The 25,826-nt window shown below is 37.3% G+C and carries 22 protein-coding genes and 1 tRNA gene; 22 read left to right on the plus strand and 1 reads right to left on the minus strand.

The features are described from left to right. Complete coding sequence (locus H6849_04195; GenBank protein ID USO01266.1) at nt 1-3,651, plus strand: filamentous hemagglutinin N-terminal domain-containing protein; 3,651 nt, start codon at nt 1-3, stop codon at nt 3,649-3,651. A 16-nt stretch (nt 3,652-3,667) separates the two neighbouring features. Here the strand turns inward: H6849_04195 and H6849_04200 are convergent, their stop codons facing one another. Further along, the gene (locus H6849_04200; GenBank protein USO01267.1) at nt 3,668-5,455 is read right to left on the minus strand and encodes an ABC transporter ATP-binding protein/permease; all 1,788 of its coding nucleotides are present in this window, start codon (nt 5,453-5,455) and stop codon (nt 3,668-3,670) included. 113 nt (nt 5,456-5,568) lie between these two features. Between H6849_04200 and H6849_04205 the strand changes: the two genes are divergently transcribed. From H6849_04205 to H6849_04305, 21 genes are all read left to right on the plus strand, one after another. Next, the gene (locus H6849_04205; GenBank protein ID USO01268.1) at nt 5,569-6,156 is read left to right on the plus strand and encodes a TIGR00730 family Rossman fold protein; all 588 of its coding nucleotides are present in this window, start codon (nt 5,569-5,571) and stop codon (nt 6,154-6,156) included. Nucleotides 6,157-6,241: 85 nt separating this feature from the next. Beyond that, nucleotides 6,242-6,331 (plus strand) — tRNA-Ser (locus H6849_04210). A gap of 379 nt (nt 6,332-6,710) precedes the next feature. After that, the gene (locus tag H6849_04215) at nt 6,711-7,343 is read left to right on the plus strand and encodes a winged helix-turn-helix transcriptional regulator (GenBank protein USO01269.1); all 633 of its coding nucleotides are present in this window, start codon (nt 6,711-6,713) and stop codon (nt 7,341-7,343) included. A 128-nt stretch (nt 7,344-7,471) separates the two neighbouring features. Next, nucleotides 7,472-9,250 carry an ABC transporter ATP-binding protein gene (locus H6849_04220; protein ID USO01927.1) on the plus strand — a complete coding sequence of 593 codons (1,779 nt, stop codon included), beginning with the start codon at nt 7,472-7,474 and terminating at the stop codon, nt 9,248-9,250. A 6-nt stretch (nt 9,251-9,256) separates the two neighbouring features. Next, nucleotides 9,257-10,246 carry an SDR family NAD(P)-dependent oxidoreductase gene (locus H6849_04225; GenBank protein ID USO01270.1) on the plus strand — a complete coding sequence of 330 codons (990 nt, stop codon included), beginning with the start codon at nt 9,257-9,259 and terminating at the stop codon, nt 10,244-10,246. Then, nucleotides 10,247-11,416, plus strand: coding sequence for a LegC family aminotransferase (locus tag H6849_04230; GenBank protein USO01271.1), 1,170 nt, complete (start codon nt 10,247-10,249; stop codon nt 11,414-11,416). Next, the gene (neuC, locus tag H6849_04235; GenBank protein ID USO01272.1) at nt 11,409-12,530 is read left to right on the plus strand and encodes a UDP-N-acetylglucosamine 2-epimerase (hydrolyzing); all 1,122 of its coding nucleotides are present in this window, start codon (nt 11,409-11,411) and stop codon (nt 12,528-12,530) included. Before H6849_04230 ends, neuC begins: the two co-directional genes overlap by 8 nt. Beyond that, nucleotides 12,517-13,602 (plus strand): N-acetylneuraminate synthase family protein, encoded by a 1,086-nt coding sequence (locus H6849_04240; protein USO01273.1) that lies wholly within the window; start codon nt 12,517-12,519, stop codon nt 13,600-13,602. Before neuC ends, H6849_04240 begins: the two co-directional genes overlap by 14 nt. Then, nucleotides 13,595-14,140, plus strand: coding sequence for a hypothetical protein (locus tag H6849_04245; GenBank protein ID USO01274.1), 546 nt, complete (start codon nt 13,595-13,597; stop codon nt 14,138-14,140). The genes H6849_04240 and H6849_04245 overlap by 8 nt, the downstream gene beginning before the upstream one ends. A gap of 1 nt (nt 14,141) precedes the next feature. After that, entirely contained in the window at nt 14,142-15,176 is a 1,035-nt protein-coding gene (locus tag H6849_04250; GenBank protein ID USO01275.1) for a nucleotidyltransferase family protein, read from the plus strand. Continuing rightward, a complete protein-coding gene (locus H6849_04255; protein ID USO01276.1) occupies nt 15,176-15,859 on the plus strand; it encodes an acylneuraminate cytidylyltransferase family protein in 684 nt (227 codons plus the stop codon). Before H6849_04250 ends, H6849_04255 begins: the two co-directional genes overlap by 1 nt. Before the next feature lie 15 nt (nt 15,860-15,874). Next, nucleotides 15,875-16,774 (plus strand): polysaccharide deacetylase family protein, encoded by a 900-nt coding sequence (locus H6849_04260; protein USO01277.1) that lies wholly within the window; start codon nt 15,875-15,877, stop codon nt 16,772-16,774. Continuing rightward, entirely contained in the window at nt 16,774-17,646 is an 873-nt protein-coding gene (locus H6849_04265) for a hypothetical protein (GenBank protein ID USO01278.1), read from the plus strand. The genes H6849_04260 and H6849_04265 overlap by 1 nt, the downstream gene beginning before the upstream one ends. A 1-nt stretch (nt 17,647) precedes the next feature. After that, entirely contained in the window at nt 17,648-18,403 is a 756-nt protein-coding gene (locus H6849_04270; GenBank protein ID USO01279.1) for a hypothetical protein, read from the plus strand. Next, nucleotides 18,400-19,404, plus strand: a complete 1,005-nt coding sequence (locus tag H6849_04275) for a Gfo/Idh/MocA family oxidoreductase (protein ID USO01280.1) — start codon at nt 18,400-18,402, stop codon at nt 19,402-19,404. Before H6849_04270 ends, H6849_04275 begins: the two co-directional genes overlap by 4 nt. A gap of 5 nt (nt 19,405-19,409) precedes the next feature. Further along, nucleotides 19,410-20,351, plus strand: coding sequence for a Gfo/Idh/MocA family oxidoreductase (locus H6849_04280; GenBank protein USO01281.1), 942 nt, complete (start codon nt 19,410-19,412; stop codon nt 20,349-20,351). Continuing rightward, nucleotides 20,351-21,751 (plus strand): hypothetical protein, encoded by a 1,401-nt coding sequence (locus H6849_04285; GenBank protein USO01282.1) that lies wholly within the window; start codon nt 20,351-20,353, stop codon nt 21,749-21,751. Before H6849_04280 ends, H6849_04285 begins: the two co-directional genes overlap by 1 nt. A 6-nt stretch (nt 21,752-21,757) precedes the next feature. Beyond that, nucleotides 21,758-22,411, plus strand: a complete 654-nt coding sequence (hisH, locus tag H6849_04290; GenBank protein USO01283.1) for an imidazole glycerol phosphate synthase subunit HisH — start codon at nt 21,758-21,760, stop codon at nt 22,409-22,411. Then, on the plus strand, nt 22,398-23,105 hold the full coding sequence (hisF, locus tag H6849_04295) for an imidazole glycerol phosphate synthase subunit HisF (GenBank protein USO01284.1): 708 nt from the start codon (nt 22,398-22,400) through the stop codon (nt 23,103-23,105). Before hisH ends, hisF begins: the two co-directional genes overlap by 14 nt. A 1-nt stretch (nt 23,106) precedes the next feature. Further along, nucleotides 23,107-24,246: an N-acetyl sugar amidotransferase gene (locus tag H6849_04300; protein USO01285.1), complete on the plus strand. Its 1,140-nt coding sequence runs from the start codon at nt 23,107-23,109 to the stop codon at nt 24,244-24,246. Then, nucleotides 24,233-25,825, plus strand: a complete 1,593-nt coding sequence (locus tag H6849_04305; protein ID USO01286.1) for a Gfo/Idh/MocA family oxidoreductase — start codon at nt 24,233-24,235, stop codon at nt 25,823-25,825. Before H6849_04300 ends, H6849_04305 begins: the two co-directional genes overlap by 14 nt. Nucleotide 25,826: the final 1 nt, after the last annotated feature.

Raw genomic sequence — 25,826 nt, forward strand, 5'->3', positions numbered from 1 at the left:
ATGGCGATCTCATTATTTTACACACGCACATCATGTTCTTATTTACGTGCAACAATATGGCTTGGGGCTCTTTTAGGTTTCTCCCCTGCTTTGGTATTAGGAGAAACCTCTCCTTCTAAGGGACATGTGCTTCCTACGGGAGAAAAAGTGATAGGAGGAAGGGCTGATGTTTCACGCACATCCGATACCCTGCATGTGATTCAGCATACTGATCGTGCGCTTATTAACTGGGAAACCTTTGATGTGGGGGCAGGAAAGCGTGTTGCCTTTGCACAGCCAAACTCACAGGCGATTGCTGTGAACCGTGTGACGGGAGGAAACCCATCGCTCATTGCGGGAACAGTTTCGGCAAATGGGAAGTTTGTACTAATCAATCGCGCGGGTATAGGGGTTCATGATGGGGCTGTTTTTGATACCAATGGCACAGTTTTAACGACACGTGATATGCGCGATGCGGACCTGATGGGGAAAGCGATTGCTTTTTCGGGTGAGGAGAGTTCTTCGATTACAATTAGTGGATCAGTAACCGTTGCCCGTCCTGGTGCATGGATTGCTATGGCTAGTGATATTCGAACCATAGGAGCACAGATCTTGGCGGCCCCATGGAGCAAAATTGATCTTGTGGGAGCAACCGATGCGACCGTTGTGGTTGATCTCGACGGCGATGGTTTCCTTGGGCTTGCTATGGACAAGACCCGGTCCAGTAAAGCACTACGTGTGCAACTAGATGACTTATCAAAAATTGAGGCCAAAGATGGTATTGTCTTCCTGCGGACCCAAGATGTGGATGATATTGTAGCATCAGTCATTAAAACTGATGCCCGGATTGAGGCTAATCGAGCAACCGCAACAAAAGGAGGTTTGATACGCCTTAGGGGAGGGGTTGGTTCAGAAATTACAGCGGGGGGATCTCTTTCTACGCGCAGCGCAGTCGGGCGTGGAGGAGAAATCGATATCAGTGCCGACACAGTAACCATTCCTACCGGTACAGTGATTGATGCCACGGGAAAAACAGGCGGCGGGCGTGTGCGTGTAGGGGGTGATATTCCCACAATTAAAGGAGAAATAGACCCAAGGATGCCTGCGACTGCATTTAGTAATGCCCAGATTTCTGAGGCTAAAAATGTGTCCGTTGGTGCGGCTCACATTAACGTTTCCGCTCGTGAGCGTGGGAATGGGGGTGTGGCAACATTTTGGGGACGAGACACGTTAACAATGCGTGGGAACGTCACAGCACGCGGGGGATATCAGGGCGGAAATGGAGGATTTGTGGAAACATCATCCCCCGGAAAGATTAACTTGCAAAACATGGGGTGTGTTGATACCCGATCTCCTGTGGGAAAAGTGGGACTTTTTCACATTGATCCCAGAAATATTACTTTTGAGAGTGGCAATGCACTTGGAAATATGAGTCATGATTCTACCACTATTGGTATCGATACTGTTTTAGCAGCCCTTGCAACAAGTAATGTGTCCTATACGGCTGCAAACCTTGATGGGGATGAGGGCGTTATTGCAATCTCTAACCCCTTTGATCTTTCTGCCATTGACAATACGCTTACGTTATCAGCTGTCCAAGAAATCCAGATCAATGGGGCGATCACGGGAGGGGCAGGGCCTATCATTATGACAGCAGGCGGTATGATTACTACAGCTGCGATCACGGGAGGGGCAGGGCCTATAACGATAACAGCAGGAACTACTCTCAATATTAACCAAGCCATCACGGGGGGTGCTGGTGACATTGCCCTTAATTCAGCTGCCCAAGAAATCCAGATCAATGGGGCGATCACGGGAGGGGCAGGGCCTATAACGATAACAGCAGGAACTACTCTCAATATTAACCAAGCCATCACGGGAGGGGCAGGGCCTATCATTATGACAGCAGGCGGTATGATTACTACAGCTGCGATCACGGGGGGTGCTGGTGACATTGCCCTTAATGCAGGAAGTGATATCAATATAGCGGCTGCTGCGCGTATTGTTGCAAATACCGGTGATGTATATCTACGTGCGGGATTAACTACCAACAGTGGGACTATCACGGGGGCAGGATCCACTACCTTTGACCATACCGTTGGAACGGAAGGAAAAATTTATGCCTATTATTCTAGCAGTGCAGGCTGGAATCAGGCCCCATTATCTCTTGATTTTGTAGATGCTTATTATCGGTGGATTACAGATGCAGCAGACTGGGGCAGTGTTAGAACAAACTGGGCCAATCGGCGTTCAAATGCCTTGGCTTTGCGGGCTGATATTACACTTAATAATGCTGCAGGGCAGGATCTCTCAGGTTTGGCTCTCTTCACAGGAAAATTTGATGGAGACAACAAACGAATTACCCTTGCACGCACTGACGCTACAACATTCCGTTCTGTTTTCCCTGATATTAATGGGGACGATGCCTATGTGCGTAATTTAAGCGTTTCGTATGGCGCGTACAATGACCCAGCACGCACGTGGGGAGTCGGAGCCTTCGCCCACCGCCTGGAGAGTGGACTCATCGATAACTGTCACGTTACCGCAGGAAGCATCACCTCAGGTGGGGCTTCAGGTGGATTGGTGGAGCGGGTTATAGCTGGTCGTGTAAGCAATTCGTCGGTCACTGATTTTCTCCTTTCCACTTCCACTTCCACTTCCACTTCCACTTCCACTGCTAACTGGTTTAGGGGAGGATTAGTGGGGCATGTGGAATCTTCCGGTGCGGTAGACAACAACACCGTGCAAAACACCCTTATTATCGGAGGTGGTAATGTATCCACAGGTGGTGCTGTTGGTTATATGAGTGAATCTACCGTTTCGAACAACACGCTCACTAATGTGTACATTCAGTCATCCAATAGTGGGAGTGGTAGAGCAGTTGGCGGTTTTGTGGGGCGTGTGGAGTTGAGCGCTACAGGCAGTACTGTTTCGGCTAACACAGGATCTGTTTTTATCACTGCGGATAATGCGCAAAGCTTTGTTGGTGGTATTGTGGGGCGTGTGTCCGGTACTGGTAATACTTCGATTAATACTTCGATTACAAATAATACGAATACTGGGGCCTTGCGTGCACCACTTGACAGTCCATATTATGGTAGCATTGTTGGGCAGATTCCTCGTTTAGGGGGTTCTCCTCATTTAGGTATTTTCCAGGGAACAAATACAGCCAATGCGGCTGCTGCTGCGCAAGTTCCCGTTACGATTCAAGGAGTTACATTCGATCAAACAATTTTAACTGATACCTATGTGGCGCCGGATCGCCATGTTGGTGGTACTGATGCACCGATACAACTGGCGAGTGATTATGATAATGATGCAACGCTTGTTGGCGATAATGGAACTCTCTCTTGGACTTTATCTGGCGCAGGTGCGTCGGCAATTGTTCTTCAAACGACGGGTTTTTCTGATGAAGAAATTATTCTTGCAGAAGCGGAGGCCTTAGTCGAAGATGAAGATTTAGTCGAAGATGAAAATGATTCTGATGATTATCAAGAATACTTTGATATTAGAACACCCAATGATGATTTTGCCCTTGATAGCGGTGAAAGTACAACGGTCATAACAGATGAATCTCTGGAAGAAGATGACGGTGTTTCCAGGACAGCAGCAAAAGCACTTGAAAAATCAACGACAGTGGTCCAGCAAAAACAGCAAGGCTCTACCTCATAAAAAAAAGCGTTTTCTTTTACTCAGTCAGTAATGGGGATCCCGATTGCTGTGATTGTTTCAGCCATAGTTTCGCATAACTGCCATGCTGGGCAAGAAGTTCGGCGTGTGTTCCTTGTTCAACGATACGCCCTTGGGCAAGAACGACAATAGTATCGGCATGCACGATGGTTGATAGTCGATGCGCAATGATAAAGCTTGTGCGATTTTTACTGATACGGCGGAGATTGGCTTGAATAGATTTTTCTGTTTGTGTGTCTAGCGCAGATGTTGCCTCATCCAAAATCAGAATTGGCGTATTTTTCAAGAGCGTTCGTGCAATGGCTACGCGTTGCTTTTCTCCCCCAGAAAGCTTTAGGCCCCGCTCCCCGACCATAGTATCATATCCATCCGGAAGCTTGCAGATAAAATCATGGAGTTCCGCTTCTTTTGCTGCTGCAATAACCTGATTGTTCGATGCGGTAGGTTTACCATAAGCAATGTTGTAAAAAAGCGTTTTATTAAACAAGATAGTATCTTGGGGAACAATCGCAATGTGGCGGCGTAATGATTCTTGGGTATAAGACCCAATATCAACATCATCAATAAATATCCGACCTGATGTGGGTTCGTAAAATTTATATAAAAGCCGTACGAGGGTTGATTTACCACCACCACTCAGTCCCACGATGGCAACAGTCTGTTTAGGTTTAATCTCGAGTGAGAAGTCGTGGAGAATCTGACGGTGTGGGGTGTAAGAAAAATTAACGTTTTCAAAGCGGATATGTCCTTTTGTGCTTACCAGTTCACAGGCATCGAAAGGGTCGCTGATCTGTGGCTTTTCTTCCAATATTCCAAACATTTCTTCCATATTTGTCAGCGCTAACCGCAGCTCACGGTAGGCAAAGCCAATATTGCTGAGAGGAAGATACAGTTGCACCAAATACATTTGAAACAAAATAAAGTCACCAGCTGTGATGGATTCTGACTGTACTTCCATGCCAGCATACACAAGCATGATAAGCATCCCCCCGTACATGATGATATTTTGCCCAATATTGAGAAGAGCAAGTGAGTCACGGCTTTGAACAAAAATCCGTTGGTAGGCGGTCTGAATCTTATCATAGTGCCCATATTCATAGGTTTCATTTCCAAAATATTTAACAGTTTCATAGTTCAATATGCTGTCGATGGCATCGCCACTTGCTTGGGTATCGAGATTATTCATTTCACGGACTATTTTCAGGCGTTTCGCAGTTACAAAATAGGTATATAATATATACATAGATAGCGTTGAAAGCATTGCTAGTGCGTAGAATGCGGTATATAGGTGAATGAGAACCCCCGTGATAAAAAGAATTTCAAGAAGCGTCGGTGCGAGCATAAAAAGTGAAAAGCGAAAAAAGCGCTCTAGGCTTTGAGAGCCTCGTTCGATGATGCGCCCAAGGGAACCCGTGCGTTTTTTGAGGTGAAAATCAAGACTTAACTGGTGAATGTGCTGAAAGACATTGAGAACAATATGTTTATGCAGGGTGCTTTCTACCCGCGTAAAAATAATATCACGCACATTGGCAAAGACATGACTCAGAATATTGGCAAGCACAAATCCAACAATGCAAAGAGTCAAAATATGGGATGATCCAGGATTGAGAAAATCAATCGATTTTTTAAATAATACAGGGGCTCCCGCTGACAAAACTTTGCTCAAAACAAGACTTCCCAGCGACAGAAAGATAGCAATGCGTTGACGCCGAGCAGCTTTTTTCCACAAGAAATCCCATAGGTAGTGTAGCGTGAGGCCTGTGCGTGTGGATTTTATTGAATTCACAAGATTTCTTTCGTTAAGTTTTTGCTAATAACTTTGTCGTAGGATAGTATTGTATCAGACTGTTTTAGGTGTTATGAAATCGTGCGTCAATGCATCATTTAAAGAGAGGGCATATGAGTAAACTTAAAAGTGTCTGCGTGTTTTGCGGATCCTCGAATAAGACGCCTGAAATCTTTCGCCATGAGGCTAAGCGTTTGGGTGGATTGATTGCTGATGCTGGAATCCGACTTGTTTATGGGGGAGGGAGTGCTGGTCTTATGGGCTTGGTTGCTGATGGGGCCATTGAGGCCGGAGGCGCTGTGACTGGTGTTATTACCAAGTTTCTCGATAAGCGTGAGGGGCTACATAAAGACTTAGATGAACTTCACGTGGTTGACAGCATGCATGAGCGTAAACTCATGATGTATGAGCGTTCAGATGCATTTGTAATTTTCCCTGGTGGTGTTGGGACCCTGGATGAAACGTGTGAAATCCTTACGTGGAAACAAATTGGTTTGCATAAAAAAAATATTACCTTTTGTAATCTTGAGGGTTATTGGGACAATTTTTTGCATTTTTTTGAAGAAACAATGATTCCCAATGGGTTTGCACGCGAAGAAGATAAAACAATTTATTCGGTTGTTAACAAGATAGAGGACGTCCTTGGGACACTGCATATGCCCCCCCTAGGGACGGATAATTTTGTATCAAAGTGGGGGTAATTGATCCGATGTGTGATTGCATAACGATACATGCAGTTGACAAGAGCATAGATAATGGGGCATAGCTAAAATAATTCCTAATAACGGAGGGGTGGCCGAGCGGCTGAAGGCGCACGCTTGGAAAGCGTGTATACGTTAACGCGTATCGAGGGTTCGAATCCCTTCCCCTCCGCCACCCTACGTTCTACGAATTACGCCCGGCAGTCCAAATTGGGGCGAGGCACGTAGTGCGAAGAATAACCAGTTTGATAGGATTGATTAACTTAGATTTTATGATGAGGTTGAGGAAGCCCGCCCGGCGAAGTTTTCGCGTAGGTAGGCTATGGAATTATGCATTATGTTTTTTGTAGAATTATCAAATGGCAATTGACCCTATTTTAGAGCCGATGTGTGGTACAGGCCGCTTTTTGATGCCATTGCCTACGTGCTTGGCAAAGAACGATCAAAGCCCCGTCGAACTGGAAAATAATTTGCCGCGACTGCTTGACAGCCTTAAATTACATAAAGTACAGTACGTGTACAAAGTGATCTAAGTTTTTAAAGTACTAAATGTAATGGCAGTTTTTGAAGAGGCAAGACAGCATACAGATCGGGAGGTCATGGTCAGATTACTTACGACTCTAGCTGAAAATCCAGAAGCCACGCAAAGGGATTTGGCGACAGAAATGGGTATCTCTTTGGGCATGATGGTCAGCTATATGAAAAGCTGTGTCCGCAAAGGTTTTGTTCGCTCTAAGCAGGTGGCGCCGAGACGTTGGGCTTACTTTGTTACTCCAAAAGGGTTTGCTGAAAAAAGTCGCATGGTATCGGTGTATTTGTATCGAGCCATGACATTTTTTCGCGACACACGCGTGCAATTAGAAGAATTGTTTGGTCAATGCCAGAAAGAAGGTATCCAAACAATTGCGATGGTGGGTAGTGGTGATGTTGCTGAGATTGCTATGTTAGTGTCGCAAGGTTTTGCGGTTAGCGTGAAACTTGTTATGCAATCTGAAGGGTATATTGAAAATCTTAAAGGTTTTGATGCTGTGTTGGTGACTGATATAGCTAACCCCCAAGGTACATTTGATGTTTTAAAAGAGTGTATTGGAGAGGATAAATTGCTTAGCATTGCAACATTGTGCATTGCGCGTAAAAGAGTTAATTCCGCTCGAGGATTGGAGCGGGAAAAAGAGATAAATGCCTAGTCTGCAGGTATTGTTTTTTATGAAAGAGTCTTCGTGACGAGGCTTTTTTGAGTCAAATTCGATGTTTCGGATTTAGTTGAAGTGTAATTTTAAATGTCGTGGGTGTTTTCACCCGGACTGTGGTAGCTATGGTGAAACAAGAAAATAATTTAACTCCTTCCATTTTTTCGGCTATTCAAAAACTACGTGAATTGTTGACACGAGAAGAGAAAATAAAATGGCTAGGTATTGTAGGATTTGCTTTAGTAGTATCTTTGCTTGAAGTAGTCACTGCATCTGTCATCGTTGTGTTTGCCCAAGTGCTAAATGATCCTTCAGTTGGTCAAAAATATTTTCAAAAGCTTGGAATAACAGAAAATTTATCTCCAGGGAAAACAGTTTTTTATGTGGCTATTGCTGTTGGGGTTGTTTACGTTGTTAAAAATTTAATTGCTGCGGCGGAAGTGTTTTTTCAGAATTTTTCTATTCAAAAAATGTGCTTTGAGTTCAAAAACAAATTATTACATCGTTATGCTCAAGCTGATTACGGATTTTACCTAACAAGAAATTCTTCTTTTGGTTTGCAAGTTGTGGGCTCAGATGTCGAGCAAGCTTTTTCAAGTGGAATGGTTTCGCTTGCAAGGTCTCTGTCGGAAGGGAGCGTATTTATTTTTTTAGTGGGGATGATTGTTTATGTGAACCCAACTTTGGTACTGATAATTTTTGTAATCGGAATGACGTTGGGTTTATTGACTTCTAAATTTTTACTGCCTAAATTTTACTATTGGGGACAAAATCTACAACAAACAGGGTTTCATACCCATAAAAACCTGATGCAATTCTTTCATTCTTTTAAAGAAATTGTTTTGCTCGGTAAAAAAGAATCTTTCGTTAAGGCTTATCAAGTGCACTCAAAGGAACGCTCAAAGGTGCAAGCTATTCAAACAGCAACAAACGCACTGCCACGTATGGGAATTGAGATTCTTTTTGTTGGGTTATTTGTGCTAACTATCTCTTATTTGTGTATGGGGCATGAGAGTCCGATGCAAATGATTGGTCTTTTAAGTGGTTATTTATATGCGGGATTTCGTTTAATGCCAGGGCTTAATCGCATTATTAATGATCTCAATGCCCTTAAATCTGTTATTCCTTCCATTGATCGCGTGCATCAAGAATATATTGCTTTTGAGTCTAAAAGCAATTATGTAGATGAAACTTCGTTTCGATTCACAAAAAGCATCGAATTTAATAATGTTAATTTTAAATATTTAAACTCAAAGAAAAATACATTATCCAATATCAATCTTAAAATTAATAAAGGAGAATCTGTCGGCATAGTGGGACATACAGGTTCAGGAAAGTCGACTTTGATAGATTTGATTTTAGGGCTTTTAAGACCCGAAAAAGGGAATGTACTCATTGATGCTCAATACAAGCCAAACTCTTTTCAGTGGCATAAAAAAATTGGTTATGTCGCGCAGAGTATTAACTTAATAGATGATACGGTGGAGGCAAATATTGCTTTTGGGTGTGACAAAATTGATAAAGAGGCTCTTGATAATGCAGTTGATAGTGCTCAATTAAGACAATTTGTAAATTCATTACCAAATGGCTTAAAAACAACCATTGGGGAACGAGGAATAAGGGTGTCTGGAGGGGAAAGACAACGCATATCAATTGCTAGAGCTTTGTACAGAAATCCAGAGGTTTTAATTTTTGATGAAGCTACTTCTGCATTAGATAGCGCTACTGAAAAGCAACTCATGGAGACAATAGACACAATATGTGACGCTCATACTGTGATCATGATTGCTCACAGAGTCAGTACTTTAAAGAATTGTGATAGAATTTTTAAGATAGAGAACGGTAAGCTATCTGAGGTACGTAAGGATTCTGTGCTAGCGATGTCACACCATATAGGAAATTAGGGGATTATGAAACAACGAATACTTGTAACGGGATCAGAAGGCTTTATTGGTTCCCATCTGACTACAGAGCTAATTAAAAGGGGGTATAAGGTTAGAGCTTTATGTTTGTATAATTCATTCAATGATATTGGGTGGTTAAAAGATTTAGCTCCTACTATATTAAAAGAAATTGAAATAGTTCGCGGTGATATTAAAGATTATGACTGTGTAAAAAGTGCAATGAAGGACATTGACGTTGTCTTTAATTTAGCGGCATTGATTGCCATACCATACTCATACAATGCGCCTGAATCTTATATAGATACTAATATTAAAGGTACTATGAATATATTAAGGGCTGCTATTGACAATCAGTTGGAGCAAGTTATTCATACCTCTACAAGTGAAGTGTATGGCACAGCTCAGTTTGTACCAATTACCGAAAATCATCCTCTTGTAGGACAGTCTCCTTATTCTGCGTCTAAAATAGCTGCAGATCAGTTGGCTTATTCATATTATTGCTCTTTTGGACTTCCAGTTTCTGTTGTTAGGCCATTTAATACCTATGGTCCAAGACAATCCCTAAGGGCTGTTATACCTACAATTATTTCTCAAGTAATTTCTGGAAATAATGAATTAAAATTAGGTAATGTTGACGCAACTCGTGACTTTAACTTTGTACAAGATACTGTTAACGGCATGATATCTTTCATAGGTAATGCAGGAGCTTTTGGTGAGTTTATTAATTTAGGCACCGGAGTTGAAGTTACTATAAAGGATGTTGTTAAAACAATATCGCAATTAACAAATGTTGATCTTCAAATCAAGATGGATGAACAAAGAATACGCCCTGATAAAAGTGAAGTTGAAAGATTGTGTGCTTGCAATAAGAAAGCTAAGAATATTCTAGGATGGAGTCCTGAACATAATTTGGAGCAAGGTTTAGGAATAACACTAAAATGGTTTGAGAATCATATAGATAATGGGTTTATATTTAGCGATAGGTATATTGTTTAAATGGATTTGTATTCTTTTCAACAGAACCTTCTAAGCATTTTTGATAATGTTAATCTACCTGTAGGTTTACACGAACCGACATTTGATCACTATGATATAGAACTTGTATCTAAAGCTGTTCACTTAGGTTGGGTTTCTTATCAAGGGGAAATGGTCCAAGAATTTGAAGATATGTTATCAGCTTATCTAAACATTCCGCATGTAATAACGACAGTTAGTGGTACATCTGCTTTATTTCTTGCATTGAATGTAATCGGTGTTCGTCAAAACGATGAAGTTATAATGCCCTCGTTGACATTTGTGGCTACAGCTAATGCTGTTTGCCACCTTGGAGCTATACCCCATCTTGTTGATAGTGGTTCAGATGACTTTAACATTGCACTTAATAAGCTAGACAATTATTTATCTGAAATCACCACTTTTGATGATACAGGAAATTTAATAAATAAAAAAACAAAAAGAATCATAAGAGCAATGGTTCCAGTTCATGTGCTTGGTTCCTCATGTGATCTTGGGAAGATAAACTACATATCAACAAAATATAATTTAAAAGTTGTAGAGGACTCAGCAGAAGCTCTTGGATCTAAATATAAAGGCAAGAGAGTATCAGGTTTAACTGGCTTGGGGATAATAAGTTTTAATGGTAATAAGATAATTACCACCGGGGGGGGGGGGGCTATCGTTACTCATAATAAAGGCCTTGCTTACAAAATGAGACATTTATCAACAACAGCAAAAAAAACTCATAAATTTGAGTTTGAGCATGATGATATTGGTTTTAATTTAAGAATGCCAGCCTTAAACGCTGCGCTTGGGTGCAGTCAATTAGAAAAGATTGACAAATATTTGTTGTCAAAAAGAGAGCTCTTTAAAAGATATGTGGATAACTATAAGCATAATGAGTATGGGAGTATTTACTCGCCTGATATGATGGGGGATGCGAATTGCTGGCTAAATGCTTTTGTGCTAAATGAAGATAAAAAAGATCTGAAAGATGTAATATTGAATTACTTGATTGATAATAAAATATTTGTTAGACCTTTTTGGAAACCCTTACATATGCAAAAAATTTATGCCAGATTTCCAAGGTCTGATTGTTGTAATGCAGAGAATCATTATTCAAGGGTTATTTGTCTCCCAAGCAGTGTAAAGTTGGTTAATCATGGATAAGATTTTATTGGTTATAGGATCTAGGGCTGATTATTGGCTATTACGTAACTTAGCTAAACAGTTACAAGATAATAAAGTTTTGGTTCTTGTTACATCTGGCGAGTGTGTTAGTGAGAATTTTGATCAACAACTAGAAAAAGATGGATTAGAGTTATTTGGTAAGATAAATTGTTTAAGTGATCAGGATTCTTATCTTTGTATGACTCAAGCTATAAGTGAAGGAATTAAAAGTTTTTCTGGAATATTAAAAAACGTTAATCCAAAAATGGTCGTTTTGTTAGGTGATAGATATGAAACTATGGCATCTGCAGTAGCTGCATATTCTATGAAGATACCTATATCGCATATTCATGGGGGGGAGGTAACCCACGGTGCGATAGATGATGGTTATCGGCACGCTATATCAAAACTGTCCAGCTTTCATTTTGTCAGTCATGAAAAATATAAAGAGCGTTTACTTAGAATGGGTGAGCAGCCAGATAGAGTGCACGTAGTTGGTGCTCTTGGGCTCGACAACCTGCCTTCAAGCTTAGGAGAATCAGCAAGGGTATTGGAGAGATATAATCTTAAAAATGATGAAGACTTCTGCGTTCTTACTTACCATAGCGAAACGTATAATGAACAAAGCATCAAACAACAATTAATGAGTATAAAATCATCTTTATTAAGTTTAAAAAACTTCAAAATAATAATTACAAAAGCAAATAGTGACCCTGGTGGAGTCTTAATCAATAAAGTATGGGCAGAATGGGTGAAAAATGACAAAAGGGTTAAATTTATACCAACGCTTGGTGATGATTTCTTAAAACTATTGGCCAAAGCAAAATTTTGCATTGGAAACTCATCTAGTGGAATAATAGAAATACCTTACTTAAATGTTCCTGTTGTTAATATAGGAAATAGACAAGAAGGTAGAATCTTTCCGCGGGGTGTATTTAAGGCAGGCTATGAATCTGATGATATTTCAGCAGCAATTAATAGAGCTTTAAATTTTTCAGGTCCTTCAGAAAAAATTTATAAAGAGCCAGGAAAGATTGGAAATAGAGTTTGTGAATTTCTCTTTTCTTTTAACCTCGAAAAAAGTATATGTAAGAAATTTTATGATGGACAGTAATAAGACATATATAATAGCTGAAGCAGGTGTGAACCATAATGGTGATTTAAATCTTGCACGTGAGTTAATAGTTCAAGCGTCTAATGTTGGAGCTGATGCAATTAAGTTTCAAAGTTTTAGTGCAGATACTATCGTTCATCCGAAAACAGCCCAAACAAAGTACCAGTCGGAAAACTGTGGCGATGACACACAATATAATTTGCTTAAAAAATTAGAGCTTACTTGGGATGATATGATAGAGTTGCAAGAATTTTCTAAGAATTATTCAATAGACTTTCTATCTACACCATTTGATTTGAGTCAGTTAGAGCTTTTATTAAAACTAGATGTGCCTTACTTAAAAGTATCATCAGGTGATTTAACTTTTGGACCATTATTATTAAAAATGGCACAAAGCGATAAAAAGATAATTCTTTCCACGGGAATGGCGACATATGAAGAGATAGAAAGAGCGCTAGAAATTATAGCATTTGGAATTGTAGAGCCTAAAACAATTCCTGAAAGTACTTATCAAATCAAAAAGACATTATCCAGCAAAAGTATCAGAGAAGTTCTTTACGATAGAGTTATATTATGTCACTGCACCTCGGCTTATCCAGCACCAATCAAAGATATAAACCTTAATGTCTTAGATTCGTATTCTAAAAGATTTGGCCTAAAGCTCGGATATTCAGATCATTCTAAAGGAAGTCTTGTTCCGGCTTTGGCTGTTGCAAAGGGAGCAAGGTTAATAGAGAAGCACATAACACTAGATAATGATATGAAAGGACCTGATCATAAAGCTTCCTTGAACATAAATGACTTTAAAATGATGATTGATAGAATACGGGATGCTGAAATTATATTGGGGTCACCTGTTAAGACCCCAACACCGAGTGAATTAGAAAACAAACCTTTAGTTAGGCGAGGTGTATATGCCGCGAGAGATATTATTGAGGGCAGAGTTATTAAATATAATGATTTGATTTGTTTGAGACCATCAAACAATAAAATAGACCCAATAAAATTTTGGGATTTAATTGGATCAAAAGCTCTTAGAAGTTATTCAAAGTTAGAGCCTATCAATGAATAGGGTTCTTGTTGGCGCAGGTGGTCATGCTAAGCTGGTTAATGAGATTGCCAGTCAGATAAACATGCGTTTTGATTGTTTTACGGATCCGCTTGTTAAAATATTTTCAAATCTTGAAAAAGCCAAAGAGTTTGATGCTTTTAGTTCTTTCTTTATTGGAATTGGAGGTGCGACTCCTAATAGCTTAGCGATACGATTGAAGTTGTATGATAGATACCTAGAAAATAAATATGATTCCTTTAATATACTATCAAATCATAGTTATGTATCTAATAGCGCAAACTTATCCAATGGGATACTGATAGCTCATCATGCTATTGTTCAAACTGGTGCTCATGTGGCAAAAAATGCAATAGTAAACACAGGAGCTATTATAGAGCATGACTCATTTATTGGAGAAGGCTCGCATGTAGGACCTGGAGCTATTATTTTGGGGGGGGCTAAAATTGGCAAATGTTGTATGATCGGGGCAGGAGCTGTAATTTTGCCATCTCAAATTGTTCCTGATAATACACTAGTGCGGGCAATTACAAGATTTTAAAATGATTAGTAATTGGAAAAAAATATCTTTAAAACTACAAAGCTCGATAAGAGAAGCGATGCAAGTTTTGGATGATACAGGATTAAGAATCATCATCGTTTCTGATGCAGAGGATAAGCTGCTAGGAACAATAACTGATGGTGATATTCGGCGCGGATTTTTAAAAGGTTTAAGTATTGATGCTGACGTCACTTCTGTAATGAATGACAATCCGATACATGTGCATTCATCATTTAGCCCAGATGAAATATATAAGATTTTAGAGCGTACAGGTGTGTTATGTGTACCTGTTGTTGAAGGTGATAAAACAATTATAGGCGTTGAAACAATCGACAGGATTGAAGATGTTCATGAAGAGGTTTCGGTTGTACTAATGGCAGGCGGGTTTGGCAAAAGAATGATGCCTTTGACAAAAACTCTACCAAAACCTATGCTTCCAGTAAATAACAAGCCAATTATTCATCATATAATTAATCAACTGAAAATTTGTAATTTTAAGAATTTTTTCATAACAACTCATTATAGGTCAAATATAATTATCGATTACTTTGATCAGAATAATAACTTAGGTGTTAACATCCAGTTTGTTAAGGAAGATGAACCACTGGGTACCGCCGGTTCTTTGTCTTTGTTAAAAGATAAGATTAATTCTGACTTTATCGTTTTAAATAGTGACTTGTTAATTAAAATTAACTTCTCAAATTTGCTTTCATATCATAAAAATCATGGAGAAATAGGAACTCTAGGGGTAAGGCAGTATAGTCATCAAGTACCATATGGTGTTGTATCAATAGGTGATGCAAATGCAACGGACATTATTGAAAAGCCAACATATACTCATTTTATAAGTGCAGGAGTTTATTGCTTTAAGAAAGATATATTTAGCTTTATTGATTTTGATAAGTATCTAGATATGCCTGAGCTTCTTAAAAAAGTAATTCATTCTAATAAAAAGTTATCTACTTTCCCCATACATGAATACTGGGCGGACCTTGGTAGTATACAGGATTATGAGAAAGTAACTATGGGGAAGTAATGAAAACAATTGCTACTATATGTGCAAGAGGTGGGTCCGTAGGATTGAAAAATAAGAATATCCTGGATTTTTGTGGAAAGCCTTTGATTGCTCACTCAATATTACAAGCTAAAGCTTGCTCATTGATCGATGAAGTTTATGTTTCAACTGATTCAGAAAAAATTGCTGAAGTTGCTAAAGAATATGGCGCTCAAGTTCCGTTTTTAAGGCCAAAAGCTCTAGCAACAGATACAGCTGGAAAAATACCAGTGATTATGCATTGTCTAAATTATCTGAATAAAAGAGGTGAAAGCCTAGACTTAGTGATTGATTTGCAACCGACATCACCAATCAGAAGCTCTACTGATATAAAAAATGCTATAAAAGAAATGAGTGATGATGTGGATGTTGTCTTTTCAGTAAGTGAAGCAAAACACAATCCTTACTTTACTCTAGTAGAGGTTAATAAAAACGGCATTGCTAATCTTTCTAAAAAGCCAAATGAATTGCTAGCAAGAAGGCAAGATGCTCCTAAAGCTTTTGGTATAAATGGCTCGATATATGTTTGGAAGCCTCAATCATTGATTAAGGGTCTATGGGGCGGTAAAGCAAAAGTTTATATAATGCCTAAGTACCGTTCAATTGATATAGACGATGATTTAGATTTCGAGTACGCTAAATTAATTTACAGGGGGTATAAGTAGGTGCACCCCTCAGTTATGTTTCACCATTTCCATGGAAAAGATCATTATCAATCCCAGGGTTCGATAACAAGAGATACTTTAGTTTCGATTATTAAGACTGTTAAGGATGAAAGCAAACTAATTAGTTCTGACGTATTTTTGGACAAATGTTTAACAGGTCAACTAAAGAAAGATGAGGTATGTCTTACTTTTGATGATGCTCTACTTTGTCAGTACGATATAGCTTTACCTGTTCTTGAGGATATGGGATTAAAAGCTTTTTGGTTTATAAATTCACAAAGTGTCAAAAATCAAAAGGGAAATCTTGAACTATACAGATATTTTAGGTCAAAGTATTTTATTTCTATTGATCAATTTTATGAGGCATTTAATGCTAAAATTGAAAGCACTGGTATAGATATCTTCAAGCATATAGATGATTTTACAAACACCAAGTATTTGAAAGAGTATAGTTTTTACTCGGAATCAGATAGGCTCTTTAGATACTTTAGGGATGTTGTTTTAGGTAAAAACAAATACTTCAGTATAATGGATTCTATCCTAGATTGTTATGGGGTTAAAAAGTCTGAAATTGCTAGCAAAATTTGGTTAAGTAAAAAGAATATTAAAGAAATTAACAAGCTAGGACATATTATAGGTGCGCACTCTTATAGTCATCCAACAAATTTAAAGTGCTTATCTCTGAAGGAGCAGTGTGAGGAATATAGAAAAAATATACTCGACCTTAAAAAAATTATTCATGGTGAGGTGCTTTCTATGGCGCATCCCTGTAATTCTTATAGTGATGATACAATGTCAATTTTAGAAGATTTGAATATTAAGATTGGGTTTCGGTCTAATGCTACTTTAGCAGACTTTAGCAATTTCGAATTACCCAGAATTGATCATGTTAACGTATTAAAAGGAATAAAGTAATGTTTGTGCAAGAAGATATATTGTCAAAGAGAAAAGTATTTGGAACATTTAGAATGTTTGTAGGTAGATTAATTGAATACTTTTATGGTCCATATATAAAAATGAAGCGTGACGCTGAAATTAATAACGTGTATATTTCAAGGTACCCAGGTAACCTACTTAATCAAGCGCAAGTTGATGAATTAGAGAGCTACCAATGTGATACAATTGAACTGGATTCAAGAAGGAGCTTTTTTGAATCTAATCATAAGGATGGTACGTTAGAAAATACTTTTTATGGCTCCATTATCCCTCTAGTAAGAAAAGTTATTAAAACTGGCTCTGTATCTAAAGTTCTAAATATTGGATGTAGTTATGATTACCCAGACTGCGTTCTAGCAGAAGAGTTTGGTGAAGTAAACTTTTTAGGAATTGATTTTCCAAGAAACATAGAGCAAATAAACCATGGCTTGACTAGAAACAACTTTAAAGTTAAAAGCGGTTATGCACTAAATCTTCTTAAGAATAAAAATATACAATCTGATCTCACTTATTTTTCATCAACAGCAAATAATATTAGGAATGCAGAGCTTCAAGAGTATATTAAAGAGCTATCTACAGTATCCAAAAATATTATATTTAATGAACCTTTTTGGTTGCAACCACATAAAGACAAAAATCCTAAAGCTTTAGACTCTGAAGCCTCAGAGGTTGGTCATATTTATTATGATAAGTTGACAGGGAAAATTGGCTATGTTTCTTACAACCATAATTACGCTGGTTTGCTAGAGAGGTGTGGATACAAAGTAACTTATTACAAAACCTTTAAAACTGACACATTTATTGATTCAATTCAAATGGGAAGAATCCAGGTAATAGCAGAAAAAATCTGATATGCGAAAGAAAAAAATTGTGGTCTTAGGGGATAGTACTTCGATGTTGCGTCCATCAGAGAATGTTCCATATAGTTATACCTCTAATTATCTTTTATCGTTAGATGACAATATAGTTATAGATAGGAGTATTAGAGCGGCTACTACTGAAAATTTTGTAGTTCCGGGAACAGAAGAAGATTTTTATGACTACGACAGCAGCTTTTTTGTTTTACAAGTTGGCATATGTGATTGTTCGCGAAGAGTTTTTAAAAAGTATGAGAAAGCCTTGCTGCATTTTATGAATAATTTGCCGATACTTTGGAGAGTTTCGACGAAAATATCAAACTATGTTAGGGAAAAAAGATATCTATTTACAAAGCTACGACAAATCCAAAATGTTCCGTTAGAGAATTATAAGATTAATATAAATAAAATCATAGATAATATTCTTAAAAAAAATCCCAACTTAGAAAAAATTATTATTGTGAATATTTTATCCCCTGGACCTTTAATGTTAAAAAAAAGTTATAAGATTTTAGACAATGTTAGAGATTATAATCTTTTTTTGAGTAGTTTACCTAACAATAATAACAAGGTGCACATTCTAGATCTTTATAGTTTTACTAAAGATAATCCACAGTATGTTCTGAAAGATGGTCATCACTTCACAAAAGAAGTTCACTGTTTTATCTATAGTCAAATTTCACGATTGATTAAAAAGAGTACCGTGACGACCTCTACCTCAAGTAATGAGGAATATGTGGTGCCAGTATGAAGGCCGTTTTAATTGGTTATGGAAGAATGGGTTGCAGGTATGTTCAGATTTGTAAGGAGATGAATTTAGATCTGGTGGCTATTTTTGATATGAATAGGGGGAAAACAGATAGTAATGTTAATATTTTTCCTTCATCTGAGTTTTATGAATTTCTTCAAAACAACTCTATTGATATTGTAATAATATCCACACCGTGCGCTAGTCACTACGGTTATTTGGTTAAAGCTATTGATAGAGGCATAAAATACATACTATGTGAAAAACCTTTTTTGTCTTCTCTAAAGCAAATTTCCCATATAAAAAAAATTCATATTGACTCACCTTCTAAAATAGCAGTTAATCATCAGATGAGATTTATGAGTCATTATAATTACATAAAAAAAGTATCTTTATCAGGGGAAATGGGAAGTTTAAGCTCAATATCTGTTCAGGCAGGCAACTTTGGTTTAGCAATGAATGGTACGCATTATTTTGAGCTTTTAAGATACCTTAGTTCATCCATTCCTAAAGTTGTTAATGCTTGGCTGCAAAAACAAAACTTACAAAATCCAAGAGGTGCTGAGTATAAGGATTATTCTGGAAATATAAGAGTAGTGACAGAAAACAACTGTGTACTGAATTTAAATATTATGGAAAACCATGGGCACGGTATATTTTCAACATTTACTTTTGAACGAGGCCAAATATTTATGGATGAATTGTCTGGTGATTGCTACAGGACTAAAAGATCTCATCCAGAAGATATTTATAAGCCATCAATATTTTATGGTCTGAAGTCTAAAAACGAATTTTTTAAAGTTGAGCCATTGAGTGTGATTGAACCTACTAAAAAAGTAATAGCATCATTGATTAATAGTGATAATTACCCAAGCTGTAATGAAGCAGAACTAACTATTAAGGTTGCTATAGCTGCAATTTGTTCTGCAGATAGGCACTCTATTTCTGTAAACGTAAAAAATATACCGCCTGAATATATAGATAATACATATAAGTGGGCTTAGAAATTATGTATAAAATTGCAATCGTCGGCGCAGGCAATATGGCTTTTGAGCATGCAAAGGCCATTAATGAAATAAATGGCCTGAATCTAGTAGGGGTGTATAGTAGATCATCACAAAAAGCACAGAGATTTTCTGATGAATTAAATATAGACAAAGTCTGCGATAGTATAAGTGCGTTATATTTAGAATTAGAACCGGATTTAGTAATTATTGCAGTAAATGAGGAATCATTCGTTGAGATAATAGATGAAGTTTTAGAGTATAGCTGGAAGATTCTGGCTGAAAAGCCCGTTGGTTTGGGCTTTGATGAGTTCGCACATATTCAAGATAAAATACGCTCATTAAACAAAGACTTGTACGTGGCAATGAATAGAAGAAACTACCCATCAACGTTAGCTGTTAAGTCTGAAATAGATTTATTAGCTGGAAAAAGATTTATAAATATATTGGATCATCAAGACATCAATACTTATAAAAATTTACACTTTTCAAATAAAACATATAAATATTGGATGTATAAAAACTCTATTCACCTCCTAGATTACTTTATATTTCTTGGTAGGTCTAATATAGAAAGTGTTGAAGTTATTCAGGCGTACGATGAAAGAAAATTAAATAGTGTAATTGCTCATATTCAATATGAAAATGCAGATGAGGGGTTGTATACAGGTGTTTGGCATGGACCAGGGCCTTGGAGTGTATCGGTTACACATCCTGATAAATATTTTTTGTTGGCACCTTTGGAGGAGGCAAAGTATAGAATAAATGAAAGTTATAAAATGCTCGATCTAAAATTACCCTCTTGTTTAAATGATATATTTAAACCTGGAATTTTTGAGCAAGCAAAAGAAATTCTTAAAATGCTGCAGGGTAAAGAAGCAAATTTACCTAGATTTGAAGATTATTGTCAGACAGTTAATTTATTATATCAAGTATACGGTGTATAATGAATAGATATTCAAATTTATATATACTTAATTTGATCAATGAAATAGAAGATAAATTTCCGGTTGATGTTTGGAGTGTAAATGAGATAAAAATTTGGCCGTTGATTCGAAACTCATTCTGCTCATCAATGCTTAGTAAGCACAGAAGTATTAAGTTAACAAAACAGACTAAAATAAATAAGTATATAAATGTGATTAAACTTCCATTTGTAGCAGTTATTTTTATAACAAAGCTCTTAATGAAAATTTTATTTAAGGGTGAATGTGAGGTTATGTACTTGAGTGATGGAGTATCCAGAATGGTTTTTGACAAGGGATATGATAAATTTTGTGATCCACTTCATGACACTCTATCAGAAAAAGAGCCAGGAATTATTGGGTTGTATTTCTCGCAATTGTCATTCAAAGACTCTCAATTGCGAAGTAAATATACTTCGCTTGAAATATTGCATGAAATCTCTTATTTTATTGCAAGAATCTATTGCAAAATTATAAAAATAGAATCATTACTTCCAGAGTATGAGGATTTTTTAAAATTTATTGATAAACATGAACTTGAAAGTTTCTATCGAAAGGACATAATCGTCCAAAATGCAATAATGATTAAAATATGCGCTTTTGTGTTTGATTTGGTGATTAAGCTCAAGAAAATAAAGAAATCTTATATTGTTTGCTATTATGGGATTTTGGGGTATGCATTATCATTATCCTCAAGGAAAAACGATATTGATTTATATGAGATTCAACATGGTACCATTGTAAATTGTCCGGCCTACCATAAATGGAATAAAGTGCCCGATGATGGATATGCCCTTGTACCCAATAAGTTTTTGCTTTGGGATGATATTTCTGTGAGAACCTTTAATACTGAGAATTCTTATAATTTTACTAAAATCCGTACCGCCGAAGAATTTGGTTTAATTCCTTTGAAAAGTAAGAAAATTAAATCTTACATTAATAATCAAGCAGCTGAAGTTCTAGAGATAGCCAAAAATTTTAAAGCTATGATTTTTGTTTCCTTACAGCCTCAATTTTATGGACAAAACGATTGGGATGTTCTTGCTGAATTTATTAAAAAATGCAACGAGAGTTATCTGTGGTGGATAAGGCCGCATGTGGCTTACAAAGATTCTTTTGGTCTTGAGAAGGTGTCAAGTTTGTGTGGTAGTAATATTTTTATAGATAATGGTGATTATTCAATCTATTCAATTTTAGATAATGCTAAATTGATGATTACAACAGCATCGGCTACCGTAATTGAATCCTGTATTTATAAAATTCCCTCTCTTCTCTTAAGTGAAACAGGTTTTGAGGATTTTATTAATTATATAGATTCTGGTAATGCGAAGTACATAAAAAATAAGGATAGGATAAATGATTACATTGTTTCTTGTTTATAGTTTGCTATGACTATAGGCATTGTTAGTTCTAAATCATCTAATATTGGTTCTTTATTAAAAATTCTGAAAAGAATGCCATTATCAAATATTGACGTTCTTGAGCATCCTGACGCTTCCATATTAGAAACGACAGATTATATAATCTTACCTGGTGTAAGCTCATTTGATGCTTCGGTTCGGAGTTTAAGGGACAATGGTTTTTATGAATACATCAAAAGCTTCAAAAAGAATTCTGGTAAAGGTGTAGTTGGTATATGCGCGGGTGCACAAGTGCTCTTTGAAAGCAGCGAAGAGGGGAGTCAGGAGGGGATAGGTCTTCTTCCAGGGAGAGTAAGAAAGATATCTCCTAAAAACAATATTTTATTGCCACATATTGGCTGGAATCATATCAGGCCCTCTAAAAAGAGAGAGTCTTCTATCTATATAGATCAAGAGAAGCCTTTTTATTTCTGCCACTCTTACAGGTTTCCTGATTCCAAAAATACAGTCGCTTATACTGATTATGGCGAAACATTTCCCTCTATTGTATCCGATGGGCAAGTCACGGCGATACAATTTCACCCTGAAAAAAGTTATTCTCAGGGGCTAGAATTATTGAAATCAATTATATCGAGATCATATGTTAAGGCCAAGAATAATACCAGTATTGCAACTGTGTGATGGGAGGCTGGTGAAAACCAGAAAGTTTAAGGCACCAAGCTATGTTGGGGATCCACTTAATGCAGTCAGAATTTTTAATGAAAAACGAGTCGATGAGCTTATTATTATTGATATTACTCCAAATAGGTTTTCTCGCTCACCAAATATAAATCTGTTGCGACATATATTTTCTGAATGTGAGATGCCCGTGACTTATGGAGGCGGTGTTTGTGGCTTTGATATGGCATCAAAAATTTTTCATTTAGGCTGTGAGAAAATAATTTTTAATACGGCTTTTTATAATGATTTAGAGTGCATCGAGAAAGTGGTTGCCAACTTTGGTTCTCAAGCTGTTTCAATATCTCTGGATTATCGTTACTCTTTCTTGCGTAAAGAAAAATTTTACAAGAACAGCGGGCAGAAGGTTGTTCAACTTTCTTTGGTAGAGATTATAGATAGAATTAACAGAGTAAATGCGGGAGAATTGGTTCTTAACTCCATTGATAATGATGGGAGCTTTAAAGGATATGACTACAGTTTATTAAAAAAAATAAAGCAGGAAGTCAATATCCCAATCGTCTTGTTGGGTGGCTGTAATCAAAGCTCAACCTCAAGAGAAGCTGTAGATCATGGGGCGCATTCTGTTGCTGCTAGCAGTCGATTTATCTATCATGGCCCACACAACGCTATTTTAATTAAATACGAGAGATTTTAACATGAAAACTTGTACTTTTTGCATTATGGATGAAACAGATCCAGATATTGTATTTGATGAAAATGGGCAGTGTCATCACTGTAAATCATACATGGAATATGTACCGACGCTTTCGGCTTTTCAAGCAGATGGATCACAAATACTTGAAGATCAAATTGCACAAATTAAAAATAAACAATCTGGCAAGTATGATTGTGTTATTGGTTTAAGTGGAGGTGTTGATAGCACTTACTTAGCTTATATTGTAAAAAAGAAACTTGGTTTGAATCCTATTGCTGTTCATATGGATAATGGGTGGAACTCAGAATTATCTGTGAAAAATGTCGAAAATATTGTTACAAAACTAAATATTGATCTGCATACAAAAGTTCTTGATTGGAATGAGTTTAGTAAGCTGCAACTGGCTTTTCTCAAAGCTTCTACTCCAGATTCTGAAATTCCTACGGATCATGCTATTTGCGCGACGCTGTATCAAGTAGCAAAAAAATATAACGTCAAGTATATTATTAGCGGGGCGAATCAAGTTACCGAACGTATTATGCCTCATGCATGGTCTCAAGGACATGGAGACTATCGTTATATTAGCTCTATTTATAAAAAGTATACGGAGGAAAAGCTTCAAAAATTTCCCTACATAAACTCATTAAAAACCTTCTTTTATAAGAAAATTTTTGGAATTCAATTTATACATTTATTTGATTATTTTAAATTTGATCTAAATACTGCAAAACAGACTATTCAGAATGAATTAGATTGGAAAGATTATGGCGGCAAACACTATGAATCGGTTTATACAAAGTTTTTTCAGGGGTATATCCTTCCTAAAAAATTTGGTTATGACAAACGTAAGGGGCATTTGTCTAACTTAATTTGTGCCAATGCCTTATCAAGGAGTCAGGCGCTAAAAAAATTAAAAAAGCCGGCAATTCTTGAAGAAGAAATAAAGTCATTAAAGGATTATGTAGCAAAAAAGCTTGCTATTTCTCCGGATGATTTAGAGAAAATATTGAATGTTGAGCCAATGTATTATAAAGACTATCCAAATGCATATAATACATTCTGGTATCGTTACTCTAGAAAATATATCAAACCAATCTATCGTTACTTTTTCCCGGTAAAGGAGCAATATGCAAAAGCTTAAAATTGCAGTTATAGGATGTGGGCACTGGGGTAAGAACCTTGTTCGAAACTTCTTTGAGTTGGGTATGCTTAAATATGTATGTGATGCGAACACGGCTCATGCCCAGGAGATTGCAAGAAAATATAGTGTTGAAGAGAAATCAATCGCAGAGATTTTAAAAACAGATATTGATGGTGTTGTCATTGCTGCTCCTGCTGAGCAGCACTACGATATTGCGAAGGCCTCCCTTGAAGCAGGAAAGCATGTGTTTGTTGAAAAGCCTCTCTCTCTTAAAATAAACGAGGCAGAAAAGTTATGTGAACTTTCTGCAACACAAAATAAAATTTTAATGGTTGGGCATTTATTGCAATACCATCCGGCTTTTGTAAAACTTGAAGAGTTTGTAAAAAGAGGCAAACTTGGAAAGCTTCAATACATCTATTCTAATCGACTTAATCTCGGTAAGTTTCGCACGCAAGAAAACATCTTATGGAGCTTTGCACCTCACGATATCTCTATGATTTTAAGTCTTGCTGGCGATGTTCCTCAAAGCGTATTGGCAACGGGTGCCGCTCATTTAAATCCGCATATTTATGATGTAACGACAACTCATTTAACTTTTAAAAATGGGATTCGAGCCCATGTTTTTGTGTCGTGGCTGCACCCCTTTAAAGAGCAAAAACTTGTGGTCGTGGGTGATCGTGGCATGGCGGTTTTTGATGATGGTCTTGATTGGTCTGAGAAGCTTAAACTCTATCCCCATCAAGTCAATTGGGTGAATGGCCTGCCACAACCCCAAAAAGCAGAATTTGAGGCTATCTCATTAAATTCTCAAGAGCCTCTCAAAGCCGAATGTGAGCATTTTTTAGATTGTATCAAGCATAAATCTATGCCGCGTACTGATTCTCTGGAAGGTTTAAATGTTTTAAAAGTATTAGATGCTTCCCAACAGTCTTTAACAAAGGGCGTAACGGTACATTTAGAAAACAATAACAAGATTGAAAAAAAACAATATTATGTCCATGAAACGGCTTGCGTTGATGAAGGGTGTACTGTTGGAAAAGAAACTAAAGTTTGGCACTATTCCCATATTTTAAAAGGGACTAAGGTTGGTGCAAATTGTACTGTGGGACAGAATGTAATGCTTGGTCCCGATGTTGTTGTGGGGAATAATTGTAAAATTCAAAACAACGTTAGTTTGTACAAAGGTGTTACGTTAGAAGATGGTGTGTTTTGTGGTCCCTCTTGTGTTTTCACAAATGTGCACAATCCGCGTGCTGAAGTTGAACGTAAGGATGAATTCCGCCTGACGCATGTTGAAAAAGGTGTAACGATTGGCGCTAATGCCACTATCATTTGCGGCAATAAGCTAGGTGCTTATAGCTTAATTGGTGCTGGAGCCGTTATAACTAAAGATGTTAAGCCTCATGCTGTGATGGTTGGTAACCCTGCCAAACAAATCGGCTGGGTTTCTCATGCCGGTGAAAAATTGGATGAATCATTAAAGTGTTCTCGCGAAGGACGTCAATATGCAATCGATCAAAATGGAAATTTAAAAGAAGTTATGAAGCGTGACAGCAACATTAAAGAAATAGCCTGAA

This window comes from Alphaproteobacteria bacterium (assembly GCA_023898725.1).
In the GTDB taxonomy this organism is placed as follows: Bacteria; Pseudomonadota; Alphaproteobacteria; order JAUHZC01; family JAUHZC01.

Coding starts and splice junctions, on each gene's coding strand:
- H6849_04250 (USO01275.1), top strand. CDS start 14,142: ATGATTAGTAATTGGAAAAAAATATCTTTAAAACTACAAAGCTCGATA.
- H6849_04225 (USO01270.1), top strand. CDS start 9,257: ATGAAACAACGAATACTTGTAACGGGATCAGAAGGCTTTATTGGTTCC.
- H6849_04305 (USO01286.1), top strand. CDS start 24,233: ATGCAAAAGCTTAAAATTGCAGTTATAGGATGTGGGCACTGGGGTAAG.
- neuC (USO01272.1), top strand. CDS start 11,409: ATGGATAAGATTTTATTGGTTATAGGATCTAGGGCTGATTATTGGCTA.
- H6849_04285 (USO01282.1), top strand. CDS start 20,351: ATGAATAGATATTCAAATTTATATATACTTAATTTGATCAATGAAATA.
- hisH (USO01283.1), top strand. CDS start 21,758: ATGACTATAGGCATTGTTAGTTCTAAATCATCTAATATTGGTTCTTTA.
- H6849_04220 (USO01927.1), top strand. CDS start 7,472: ATGGTGAAACAAGAAAATAATTTAACTCCTTCCATTTTTTCGGCTATT.
- H6849_04300 (USO01285.1), top strand. CDS start 23,107: ATGAAAACTTGTACTTTTTGCATTATGGATGAAACAGATCCAGATATT.
- H6849_04205 (USO01268.1), top strand. CDS start 5,569: ATGAGTAAACTTAAAAGTGTCTGCGTGTTTTGCGGATCCTCGAATAAG.
- H6849_04260 (USO01277.1), top strand. CDS start 15,875: ATGTTTCACCATTTCCATGGAAAAGATCATTATCAATCCCAGGGTTCG.
- H6849_04240 (USO01273.1), top strand. CDS start 12,517: ATGATGGACAGTAATAAGACATATATAATAGCTGAAGCAGGTGTGAAC.
- H6849_04195 (USO01266.1), top strand. CDS start 1: ATGGCGATCTCATTATTTTACACACGCACATCATGTTCTTATTTACGT.
- H6849_04270 (USO01279.1), top strand. CDS start 17,648: ATGCGAAAGAAAAAAATTGTGGTCTTAGGGGATAGTACTTCGATGTTG.
- H6849_04255 (USO01276.1), top strand. CDS start 15,176: ATGAAAACAATTGCTACTATATGTGCAAGAGGTGGGTCCGTAGGATTG.
- H6849_04245 (USO01274.1), top strand. CDS start 13,595: ATGAATAGGGTTCTTGTTGGCGCAGGTGGTCATGCTAAGCTGGTTAAT.
- H6849_04265 (USO01278.1), top strand. CDS start 16,774: ATGTTTGTGCAAGAAGATATATTGTCAAAGAGAAAAGTATTTGGAACA.
- H6849_04215 (USO01269.1), top strand. CDS start 6,711: ATGGCAGTTTTTGAAGAGGCAAGACAGCATACAGATCGGGAGGTCATG.
- H6849_04275 (USO01280.1), top strand. CDS start 18,400: ATGAAGGCCGTTTTAATTGGTTATGGAAGAATGGGTTGCAGGTATGTT.
- H6849_04280 (USO01281.1), top strand. CDS start 19,410: ATGTATAAAATTGCAATCGTCGGCGCAGGCAATATGGCTTTTGAGCAT.
- H6849_04230 (USO01271.1), top strand. CDS start 10,247: ATGGATTTGTATTCTTTTCAACAGAACCTTCTAAGCATTTTTGATAAT.